The following is a 12,257-nucleotide window of genomic DNA, read 5'->3' on the forward strand; positions in this document are numbered from 1 at the left end:
GTCCGTCCCCCGCACCCTCCGATCCTCCCGCCGCACGCCCGAACAGGAACTCGATGACGGATACCCAGGACCTGCCCACCGACTGGTCCGCATCCAAGCGCGCCCTCCTCAGCCAGCGGCTGCGCGGCGCCTCGGCCCCCGCCCGGGTGGTGGAGCCCCGCCCGGCGGACACCGCACCGCCGCTCTCCAGCGGCCAGGAACGGCTCTGGTTCATGGACCAGCTCGCTCCCGGCTCCACGGCCTACACGCTGGCGCCGGCCCGCCGGTTCCGGGGCCCCTTCGACCGGGCCGCCCTCGACGCCGCGCTGACCGACCTCGTCGCCCGGCACGAGAGCCTGCGGATGACCTTCCGCACCACCGAGGCCGGCACCGCCGAAGTCCGGGTCGCCGAGCCCGCCCCGTTCGCCGCCCAGCACCTGGACGCCAGTGCGGACCCCGACCCGCAGGCACGGGCCACCGCCGAGCTCGGCGCGTTGATCGCCGTGCCCTTCGACCTCCAGGCCGGTCCGCTGCTGCGGGCCCTGGTGGTCCGGATCTCCGAGGACGACCACGTCCTCGCCCTCGTGATGCACCACATCATCTGCGACGGCTGGTCGATCGATCTCCTCAACCGCGAGCTCGACCTCCGCTACGCCCACCACGCCCACGGCGCTCCGGGCGAACTGCCCACCCTGCCCGTCCAGTTCGGCGACTACGCGGCCTGGCAGCGGGACCGCCTGGAGAGCGGGCCGCTCGCCGCCTCCCGCGCACACTGGCGCACCGAACTCGACGGCGTCCCGGCCCTGGAACTGCCCTGCGACCGGCCCCGCCCGCCGCTGTTCACCTTCGAGGGGGCGGCGACCGAGTTCCGCTGGAGCGCCGAACTCTCCGGCCGGGTGGGCGAGGTGGCGCAGGCCTACGGCGCCTCCACGTACATGGTGCTGATGGCCGCGTTCCAGGCCCTGCTGAGCCGGCACACCGGCCAGCGGGACTTCGCCGTCGGCTCCGCCGTCGCCGGCCGCCTCCACAGCGAACTCGAAGGCGTGGTCGGCGCGTTCGTCAACATGCTGCCGATCCGCGCCCGGCTCGACGCCGACCTCGACTTCGACTTCGGCCGGCTGATCAGCCGGGTCCGGGAGACCACGCTCGACGCGTACGCGCACCAGGAGGTGCCGTTCGAGCAGATGGTCAACGACCTCGCGGTGGAACGCGACGTCAGCCGCGCCGCCGTCTTCCAGACCACCTTCGCCTTCCAGAACTACGGCGACCACGCCGCCACCCCCACCGCGGGCCTGGACTCCGAGGGTTTCGGCTACGAAGCCACCACCACCCACGCCGACCTCGCCCTCTACATGCGCGAGGAGCCGGACGGCGGCCTCTACGGTCTGCTCACCTACCGCACCGACCTCTTCGACGCCGGCACCGTGGAGCGGCTCGCCGAACGGTTCGAGCTGCTGACCGCGGCCGGGGTCGCCGACCCCGCCCTGCCGGTCGACCGGCTCCCGCTGCTGAGCGCGGCCGAGCGGACGGCCGTACTGCGGACCTGGGCCGCCGGGCCCGCGCTGCCGGACGGCGGGCCCGCCACGCTCACCAAGGCACTGGCCGAGGCCGCGGCCCGGACGCCCGGTGCGCCGGCCCTGGTCTTCGAGGACCGCACGCTGACCTACGGCGACCTCGACCGGCGCGCCAACGCCATGGCCCGGCGCCTACGGGCGCTGGGCGTGGGGGCCGACGACCGGGTGGCGGTCTGCCTGGAGCAGTCCGCCGAGCTCGCCGTCGCCCTGGTGGCCGTACTCAAGGCCGGCGGCGGCTACCTGCCGCTCGACCCCGAGCAGCCGCCCGCCCGCCTCGCCCACCTGGTCGCCGACGCCGGAGCCAAGGTCCTGGTCACCGACACCATGCTGCGACCGCGGTTCGGGGACCACCCGGCGATCGACCTGCTGACGGGCGACGGGGGCGACGGGGACACGCCGGAGGGGGACGCCGCGGAGGAGGACGGTTCGCCGCTGGAGGAGGTGTCCGGCGCCGACCACCTGGCGTACGTGATCTACACCTCGGGCTCCACCGGCGCGCCCAAGGGCGTCGCGGTGCAGCACCGCCAGATCCTCAACTACCTCGCGGGCGCGGGCGAACGGCTGCGGATCGAGCCCGGGGCCTCCTTCGGGCTGCTGCAGTCGCTCTCCTTCGACTTCAGCATGACCATGCTCTACCTGGCGCTCACCACCGGTGGCCGGGTCCATCTGCTGCCGCGCCGGATCGCGGGCGTGGAACTGGCCGCGGAGATCGAGCGGGCCGGTATCGACTACCTGAAGATGACGCCCTCCCACCTGGCCGCGCTGACCGCCGACGCGCCGCTGGAGCGGCTGCTGCCGCGCCGAGCGCTGGTCCTCGGCGGCGAGGCCAGCAGCTGGTCCTGGGCGGCGGGCATCGCCGCACTGGGCCGGTGCGCGGTGTTCAACCACTACGGGCCGACCGAGGCGACGGTGGGGATCACCGTCCACGAGGTCACCGCCGACGGGCTGAACGCGGCGGGCAGCACCCCGATCGGCAGCCCGCTCGCCGGCGGACGCTGCTACGTGCTGGACGAGGCCCGCAACCCCGTACCGCCGGGCGTCACCGGCGAGTTGTACCTGGGCGGGGACCGGCTGGCCCGGGGCTACCTCGGACGCCCGGACCTGACCGCCGAGCGGTTCCTGCCCGATCCGTACGCCGCACCGGGCGACGGGGAGCCGTACGCCATCCCGGCCGGCGTGGACCCGTACGCCGACCCGCGCACCGGCGGCCCGCGGATGTACCGCACCGGCGACCTGGCGCGCTGGCGCGCCGACGGGACCCTGGAGTACCTCGGCCGCGGCGACGACCAGATCAAGGTCCGCGGCTACCGGGTCGAGCCCGGCGAGATCGAGGCGGCGCTGACCGCGCTGCCCGGCATCACCCAGGCACTGGTCCTGGCCCGCGGCGAGGGCGTCAAGCAGAACCTCGTCGCCTACCTGGAGCGCCCGGCCGGCGGCGAACCGCCGGCCGCCGCCGAGCTGCGCGCCGCCCTGGGCGAGGTCCTGCCGGACTACATGGTCCCGGCCCGCTACGTGGTGCTGGAGCGGCTGCCGCTGCTCGCCCACGGCAAGGTCGACCGGAAGGCGCTGCCCGCGCCCGCGGACGGCCCGGCCGCCGGCGCCCACGTCGACCCCGAGGAAGGGACCGAGCAGGTGATAGCCGCCATGTGGGCGGACCTGCTGGACCTCCCCCGGGTCGGCGCCCTGGACGACTTCTTCGAACTCGGCGGCCACTCCCTGCTCGCCACCCAGGTGGTCGCCCGGATGCGCCGGGCCTTCCCCGACCTGGCCACCCCGGTCAGCGTGATGGACCTCTTCAAGCACCCGACGGTCCGCCGGCTCGCCGAACTGGTGGCCACCCCCGAGGGCGACCGCGGCCCGCGCCGGCTGCTGCACCTGCTCACCCCCGAGCGCCGCACGACGGCCGCCAGCGTGGTCTGCGCCCCCTACGGCGGCGGCAGCGCCCTCATCTACAAGCCGCTCGCCGACGCCATGCCGGCGGACTGGGCCCTGCACTCCATCGCCGTCCCCGGCCACGAGCTGGGCGAGGAGGCGATGGACGTCGACGAGGTCGCCCGGCTCTGCGCCGAGGAGATCGTCGCCAACGTCGCCGGACCGCTGGTGCTCTACGGGCACTGCGGGGTCGGCGTCCGGCTGACCGTGGAGATCGCCCGCAGGGTGGAGGCCGCCGGCCGGGAGATCGACGCCGTCCACCTCGGGGGCATCTTCCCGTTCGCCCGCCCGAAGGGCCGCGGCGCCGCGATGGCCGAGCGGTTCGCCGAGCTGGCCGCACGGCTGCGCAGCGACCAGGGCATGATCAACGCCCTGGCCGCGGCGGGCCTGGACGTGGACGAGGTCGACGAGGAGCAGCTGCGGCTGATCGTGCACAACCGCCGGGTCGGCACCAAGGGCGCCGAGCGCTACTTCGGCGACCTGTACGAGAGCGAGGGCGGCACCATCACGGCGCCGGTCATCGCCGTCTGCGGAGACCGGGATCCGGCGACCGAGTTCTACCAGGAGCGGTTCCGCGAGTGGCACCGGATCACCGGCACCACCGCCGTGGTGGTCCTGGACGAGGCCGGGCACTTCTACCTCAAGTACCGCGCCGAGGAGTTGGCCGGAATCCTGACCGGGGTGCACCGCTCGATCGCCGCCGGCGAGGAGGCGCGCCACGCGCGCACCGCCGACGCCACCTGGTGGCTGGCCGGCCTGTCCCGCGATGTCGCCGGGACGGAGCCGGACACCGTACGGGAAGTCGCGCGGGATGCCGTACGGGACCCCGCGCGGGATGCCGTACGGGACCCCGAGCCGGGATCCGGGCAGCCGGGGGACCCGGAGCGGTCCGGGACGCCGGGGAAGGCCGGAGCACCGGGGAAGGCCCGGAAGGCCCGCGCGCCGCGCCGCCCCGTCCGCCCGACCATGGGCCGCTTCCTGGCCATCGCCACCGGCCAGCAGCTCTCGATGATCGGCTCGGCGCTCACCGAGTTCGCCCTGCCGATCTGGATCTACCTGCAGACCGGCTCGCTGTTCCAGCTCGGCATGCTCGCCGCCTTCGGCCTGGTGCCCGGCATCGTCGTCGCCCCGCTGGCCGGCGCCATCGTCGACCGCGGCGACCGCCGCCGGGTGATGCTGGGCGGCGACATCGCGGCCGGCCTGACCCAGGCGGCCCTGCTGGTGCTCTACCTCAGCGACTCGCTGGAGATCTGGCACTGCTACGTGATGATCTCCCTGCTCTCCACCGCGCTCGCCTTCCAGCGCGTCGCCTGGGGATCGGCGGTGCCGCAGCTGGTGCCCAAGCGGTTCCTCGGCCGCGCCAACGGTGTGGTCCAGATGGCCCTCGGCCTCGCCCAGTTCCTCGTGCCGCTGATCGCCGTCGGCATCCTGCACGTGATCGGCCTCGGCGGCATCCTCGTCTTCGACGTCGTCAGCTACCTGGTCGCCACCGGCGTCACCCTGGCGGTGCGCTTCCCCGACGTGATGGCCGCCACCCGCCGCGAGAGCGTCGGCGCCGAGATCCGGGCCGGCTTCCAACGCGCTCTCGGGAGCCGCCACTTCAGGGCCATGCTGTTCTGGTTCGCGGTACTGAACATCTTCCTCTCCCCGCTGTTCCTGCTCATCACCCCGCTGGTGCTCTCCTTCTCCTCGACCGCCGCCGCCGGCTGGGTCTCCACCGCGGCCGGCCTGGGCGCCGTACTCGGCGGCCTCACCCTGCTGGTCTGGGGAGGCCCGCGCCGGATGCGGCTGCGCGGTGTCCTGTTCGCCACCCTCGGCCTCGCCGCCGCCTGTGTCGTCACCGGCCTGCGGCCCTCGGTGACCGTGGTCGCCGTCGGCGCGTTCGGCATGACCTACGGGCTGGCGCTGCTCAACGGCATCTACGCGACGGTCATCCAGACCAAGGTGCCGATGCGTTTCCACGGCCGGGTGATCGCGGTGAACACCCTGGTCGCCTGGTCCACCCTGCCGATCGGCTTCGCCCTGGTCGCCCCGGCCGGTCCCGAACTGCTCCAGCCGCTGATGGACGAGGGCGGCGCGCTCGCCTCCAGCGTCGGCGCCCTGATCGGCACCGGCGACGGGCGCGGCATCGGCCTGCTCTACCTGGTGTTCGGCCTCGCCATGGCCGCACTGGTCCTCATCAGCCTCTGCATCCCCGTCCTGGCGCGCTTCGACCGGGACGTCCCGGATGCCGAGTCCGACGACCTGATCGGCCTCGAGACCCTGCAGGCCCGCGCGAAAGGCGAGACGAACAGATGACCTCCCCGAACCCGGCCCCGAACCCGGCCCCCGCCCCCGCCCCTGCCCCCGCCCCTGCCCCTGCCCCTGCCCCGATCTCCCGCCATCCGCTGACCGACGAGCAGCGCCGCCTCTGGTTCCTCCAGCAACTGCAGCCCCAGGACTCCGGGTTCAACATGTACCTGAACCGGCGCTGGAGCGGACCCGTCGATCCGCGGGCACTGGCCTCGGCGCTCACCCGGCTCACCGCGCGGCACCGGGTCCTGCGCACCCGGTTCGCCCTGGACGGTGAACAGCCCGTCCAGCTCGTGGAACCGGTTCGGGACGTCGAACTCGCCCTGGTCCCGCTCCCGGAGGCCTCGGAGGAGGCCTTCACCGCGGCCTGTGCGCCCTTCGTCAACGCCCCCTTCGACCTGGGCGAGCGGCCGCCGCTGCGGGCCGTCCTGGTCTCCGCCGGCGAGCACGAGCACGCCCTGAGCGTGGTGGTCCACCACATCGTCTCCGACGGCTGGTCGTTCACCGTGCTGTGGCGCGAACTGCTCGCGCTGTACCGCGAGGAGATCGGCGAGGGTCCGGCCGATCTGCCCGAACTCAAGCTCCAGTACGGCGACTTCGCGCTGGCCGAGCGGACCAGGCTGGACGGCGGCGCGGCCGAGGAGGCGGTCCGGCACTGGAGCGGGCGACTGGCCGGTGTCAGCGCCCTGCGGATGCCGCTGGACCACCCCAGGCCCGCCGAGCCCACCCACCGGGCCGGTTTCGCCGACCTCGTCCTCAACCCCGGCCTCGTCGCCGGACTCGACGCCCTGGCCCGCGAGCAGCGCTGCACCCCGTTCATGGTGCTGCTCGCCGCCTACCAGTGCGTACTGGCCCGCTGGAGCGGCACCTACGACTTCGCCGTCGGCACCCCGCTGGCAGGCCGCAACGAGACGGCCCACGAGGCCCTGCTCGGCTACTTCTCCCGCACCGGGGTGATCCGCGCGGACCTCACCGGCGAGCCCGACTTCCGTACGGTGCTGCGCCGGGTGCGCTCCGCCACGATGGCGGCGCTGAGCCATCAGGACATCCCGGTCGAGCGGGTCGCCGCCGAACTGGGGCTGCCCGTGCTGCCCGGCGTCGGCCCGCTCTACCAGGCGGTGTTCGTCCACCAGAGCCAGTACGAGCTGGCCGGCGCCGACGAGCAGGCCTCGCTGCCCGCGGGCGTCCGGACGGCGAGCATGGACTCCGGTTTCGACCGGGCCAAGACCGATCTGCTGCTGGACAGCTGGCGCACCCCCGACGGCGGGATGACGCTCTCGTTCTGCTTCGACCGGGAGCTCTTCGAGCGCGCCACGGTCGAGGCCCTGGCGCGCCGGGTCCGCGACCTGCTCGCCCGGGCCGTCGAGGACGTCGAGGTCCCGCTGCAGGGTGACTGGCTGCTGACCGGCGAGGAACGCGCCGCGCTGCTCGCGCTCGGCGCCGGGCCCGCCGTCACCGAGGAGGCCCGCCCGATCCTGCGCGGCTTCGCCGACCAGGTCCGTACCCGCCCCGACGCACCCGCTCTCGCATGCGCGGGCGCCACCCTCACCTACGCCGAACTCGACCGCTCGTCAGATGAATTGGCCGGTCGGCTGGGCCCGGTGGCCGGCCGTGCGGTGGGCGTCCGGATCGCGCCCTCCTTCGACCTGGTCATCGCCCTGATGGCCATCTGGAAGGCCGGCGCCGGATACCTGCCCCTGGACCCCGCGCACCCGGCAGAGCGCCAGCGGCTGATGCTCGGCGAGGCGAACGCCGCCCTGCTGCTCAGCGGGGGCGATCAGCCGGACCTGGGCGTCCCGGTTCTGGGTGTCCCGGTGCCGGAGGTCCCGGTGCCGGAGGTCCCGGTGCCGGAGGTCCCGGTGCCGCCCGTCGGCCATGCGGACGCCGGGGCCGCGCCGCTGCCCGGGACCGACCCGGGCGGCCTCGCGTACGTCCTCTACACCTCGGGCTCCACCGGGGTACCCAAGGGCGTCGCCGTCGAGCACGCCGCCCTGGCCGAGCGCGTCCGGTGGATGGCCGGACCGGAGGGCTACCGGCTGCGGCCGGGTGACCGGATCGTCCAGTTCGCCTCCATCGGCTTCGACACCCACGCCGAGGAGATCTGGCCGGCCCTCACCGCGGGCGCCTGCGTCGAGCTGCTGCCCGGCGGCGGCCGGATGCTGCCCGACCTGCTGCGCGGCGAGGCCGGACGGTCCGTCACCGTACTCGACCTGCCCACCGCGTACTGGGAGGAACTGGTGTCGCTCGGAGACCAGGCCCCCTGGCCGCCGGCGCTGCGCCTGGTGATCCTCGGCGGCTCCGAGGCGCGCGCCGCCACCCTCGCCCGGTGGCGGGAGCGGCACGGTGACACCGTCCGGCTGGTCAACACGTACGGCCCGACCGAGGCCACCGTCATCGTCACCGCGGGCGAGCTGGACGGCGGCCCCGCCGGCCACCCGGGCGGCGGGCCCGCCACCGCGCAGCGCCCGCCGCTCGGCCGTCCGCTGCCGGGGGTGCGGCTCTACCTCCTGGACGAGCGCGGGAACCTGCTGCCCGCCGGCTGCGAGGGCGAGCTCCACATCGGCGGGGACGGCCTCGCGCGCGGCTACCTGGCCCGGCCCGGGCTGACGGCGGAGGCTTTCCTCCCGGATCCGTTCGCCGAGGTCCCGGACGGCCGGATGTACCGCACCGGCGACCGCGCCCGGTGGCGCACCGACGGGCAGCTGGAGTTCCTCGGCCGCGCCGACGGCCAGGTGAAGATCCGCGGATACCGGATCGAGCCCGCCGAGATCGAGGCCGCCCTCGCCGCCCACCCGGCCGTCGCCCGGGCGGCCGTGCTGGTCCGGGGCGGCCGCCGGCTGATCGCCTACGCCGTCCCCCGGCCGGCCGCGGCCGCGCCGCGGGCGGCCGAACTGCGCGAGCACCTTGCACTGCGCCTGCCGGCCTTCATGGTGCCGGACGCCGTGGTGCTGCTCGACACGCTCCCGCTCAACGCCAACGGCAAGCTCGATACCGCGGCCCTGCCCGACCCGGACCCGGCGGTCGCCGCCGCCGGGTACCTGGCGCCGCGTACCGATGCCGAGGCCCTGGTGGTCGGCCTCTGGCAGGAGGTGCTCGGCATACCGAGGGTCGGCGTACTGGACGACTTCCTCGCCCTCGGCGGGGACTCGCTGCTGGTCACCAGGGTCGCCGCCCGCATCCGGGCCGGCGTCGGCCTCGACGTGTCGATCCGCGACGTGTTCGAGAGCCCGACCCCGGCAGCCCTGGCGGCCCGGATCGAGGCACTGCTCATCGCGGAGATCGATGCGCTCAGCGAGGAGGAGGCCGCCGACCGGCTGGACTGACCCCGCCACCCACTCACCCGACCACCTGCCCCTCGCCCCTCACCGAATCTCACCGGAGATCGCCATCGCCACCACCGCGCCGCCCGCCGCCACGACCGTCCCGGAGCTCCTCGACGCCCGCGCCACCGAACACCCGGACCACGTGGCGCTACGGGTCGTCGGCGGCGGGGAAATCAGCTACCGCCGCTGGCGCGAGGAGGCACTGCGCGCTGCCGTCGGGCTGGCCGCCGCCGGAGTGGGACCGGGCGACCGGGTGCTGCTGCGGTTCTCCAACGCGCGCTGGGAGCGGTACGCCGTCGGCTTCCTCGCCGTCCAGTACGCGGGCGGGGTGCCCGTCCCGGTCCGCGAGGACCTGTCCGAAGCCGATGCCGCCGCCCTGGCCGCGCTGGCCGGGGCCGGCACGGTCCTCCAGGACGGGGAGGGCGGACCGCCCGCCCTCCCGGGGCGGGCGGAACTCCGGCTGGACTCCCTGCTGGCAGCTCACCCCGAGCCGCCGGCGAGCGCTCCGCACCGGGTCGGCCCGGCCGATCCGGCGCAGGTGATCGGCACCTCCGGCACCACGGGCGCGCCCAAGGGCGTGCTCGCCGCGCACGCAAACCTGACGGCCGGCCTGGTCAGCCACCCCCGCCGCCGCGCCTACGCGCACTCGCGGCACGCCCTGCACGCCTTCCCGATCGGGACCAACGCGGGCCAGGTGATGCTGCTGGGCGCGCTGACCGCCGCGCCCACCACGCTCAGCCTGCCGCGCTTCGACGCGGACGAGTTCGGCAGCGCGGTCGAGAAGTTCGGGGTCGGCACCGCCTTCCTGGTGCCCTCGATGGCGATCGAGCTGGTCAACGCGGGCACCGCCGGGCGGTACGACCTGAGCAGTCTCCGGCTGGTCAACTCCTCCGCCGCCGCGCTGCCCGTACCGGTGGCGGCCGCGCTGGCCGCGGCGCTGCCGGGCACGACGCTGGTCAACACCTACACCTCCGCCGAGGCCTCGCCCGCGCAGATCTCCACGGTGGTCGACAGCCGCCGCCCCGGCTCACTGGGCCGCCCGGCGGACCCCCGTGACCTGCGGATCCTCGACGCGGACGGGCTACCGCTGCCCGCCGGGCAGGTCGGCGAGGTGTGGCTGCGCCAGCCCGGGCCGCCCCGCGGCTACCTGGGCGCCGCCGGTGAGAGCGACCGGGTGTTCCGGGACGGCTGGGTGCGGATGGGCGATGTCGGACACCTCGACCCGGACGGCTACCTGTACTTGGTCGACCGGGAGAGCGATGTCATCAAGAGCGGTGCGCTGAAGGTCTCCACGCTGCGGATCGAGGAGGCGCTGCACGAGCACCCGGCGGTCGCCGACGCCGCCGCGCTCGGTCTGCCGCACCCCGTGATGGGCGCCGTCCCGGTGGCGGTCGTCGTGGCCGGGCCCGGCGGCCTGGACCTGGACGGTCTCCGGCTGTTCCTGAGCGGCCGGTTGAGCCGCCCCGAGCTGCCGGTCCGGATCCTGCTCGCCGGCGACCTTCCCAGGAACCCGAGCGGCAAGGTGGTCAAACACCTGCTCCGTCCCCTCTTCGACGCGCCCGCGGAGTCCGCGGGTCCCGCGGTGGCCCCGGCCTCCCCGACGGAACTGCGGCTGGCCGGACTCTGGCGGCGCCTGCTCGGCCGGCCGGTCACCGACGTGGCCGCCGAGTTCTTCGCGCTCGGCGGCGACTCGTTCCGGGCGGTCCAGCTCGCCACCGCCATCAGCGGCGAGTTCGGGGTCCGGGCGGGCACCGCCATGGTCTTCGAGCGGCCCTCGCTGCGCTCCCAGGCCGCCTGGGTGGACCACCCCGACCGCCGGCGGAGCGCCGAGGACGCGGCGTCCGCCGGGACGGACACCGTGACGCCCTACCTGGCCGCGCTCCGTGCGCAGCCGCACGCCGTCGCGCTCACCTCGCAGCAGGAGAACTTCTTCCGCTGGATGGCCGAGGCCCCCGGGCGGGACGCCGGAGCGGTGACGGCGCTCTTCCGGGTGGCCGACCGGCTGGAACCGGAGACCCTGGGCCGGGCGCTCACCGAGGCGGTACGGCGCCACCCGGCGCTGCGGACCCGGTTCGAGGCGGCGGATGGGGGGGTCGTACGGGCGGTGCTGGACGAGGAGCCCCGGGTGCGGATCACCCTGACCAGCGCCCCGGGGGCCACGGACGCCGAGGTGGACGCCCTGCTGCTGGCCGAGCGTGACCGGCTCACCGACCTGGCCCGTGACCCGATGGCGCGCCTCCTGGTGGTCAGCCGGTCGGAGACGGACCACGTGGTGCTGGTCGCGGTGCACCACATGGTCTCCGACGGCTGGTCGGTCGGCGTGCTGCTGGCCGACCTTGGGGTGTTCTACTCGGCGCTGCGGCGCGGCCGTTCGGCCCCGCCGGCCCGATCCGGCCCGGGCTACGAGGAGTTGGTGGGCTGGGCGAACGGGCACTGGCCGGCCTCCCGGGCCCACTTCCAGGCCGCACTGGCCGGGGCGCCGGAGGCCGTAGAGCAGTTCGCCGGCCGCCGGGCGGTGGAAGAAGTCCTCACGCAGGCACACGAGTTCGTGGTGCCGGCGCCGTTGGCCGAGGCCCTGCGGGCCCGGGCGGCCGAACTGGGCGCCACGCCCTTCCTGGCCGTCACGGCGGCCTGGACCGCACTGCTGGCGAGTCGCAGCGGCCGCCCCGATCTGGTGGTGATGACCCCGGTACCGGGACGCCCGCGCCCGGACACCGAGCGGACGGTGGGCTGCTTCGTCCAGTCACTGCTGCTGCGGGTGGACGCGAGCGGGGGGCCCGGCTTCGCCGAGCTGGTGGACCGGCTGCGGACGGTCTACAGCGAGGCACTGGACCACCAGCTGTACCCCTTCGCGGAGTTCAGCCCGTCCGTGCCGTTCGCGGCCTGGCTCCGCTACGAGGCGTGGGCCGCGCCCGCCCAGTTGCCCGGCCTGGCCTGCGAGCCCTGGGAACTGCCGCGCGGGAGCACCGTGCCCTGGCCCCTGCCGGGCGGCGACCGGGGCGTCCCCGAGCTGACCGTGCTCGAACAGCCGGACGGCGGCCTGCGCTGCTGGCTGCAGTACAACTCCCTCGCCTTCGACCTCCCCGTGATCACGGAACTGGCAGGGGAGTTCACCGCGGCCCTCACCACCGCCTGCGGGTGACCTCTCCCCCTTGTA

Annotated in this window: 3 protein-coding genes; all 3 read left to right on the forward strand. The window is 75.0% G+C overall.

Annotated features, from left to right (window positions below):
- Window positions 1–53 precede the first annotated feature (53 nt).
- From AC3IX6_RS03125 to AC3IX6_RS03135, 3 genes are read left to right on the forward strand one after another with little or no spacing between them, the layout of a single operon-like run.
- Window positions 54–5,783, forward strand: coding sequence for an amino acid adenylation domain-containing protein (locus tag AC3IX6_RS03125; RefSeq protein ID WP_489368650.1), 5,730 nt, complete (start codon window positions 54–56; stop codon window positions 5,781–5,783).
- Entirely contained in the window at window positions 5,780–9,100 is a 3,321-nt protein-coding gene (locus tag AC3IX6_RS03130) for an amino acid adenylation domain-containing protein (protein ID WP_489368651.1), read from the forward strand. The genes AC3IX6_RS03125 and AC3IX6_RS03130 overlap by 4 nt, the downstream gene beginning before the upstream one ends.
- Window positions 9,060–12,242, forward strand: a complete 3,183-nt coding sequence (locus AC3IX6_RS03135) for a class I adenylate-forming enzyme family protein (protein WP_489368652.1) — start codon at window positions 9,060–9,062, stop codon at window positions 12,240–12,242. The genes AC3IX6_RS03130 and AC3IX6_RS03135 overlap by 41 nt, the downstream gene beginning before the upstream one ends.
- The last annotated feature ends 15 nt before the right edge of the window (window positions 12,243–12,257 follow it).

It is taken from the genome of Streptomyces sp. GL_141 (assembly GCF_057834385.1).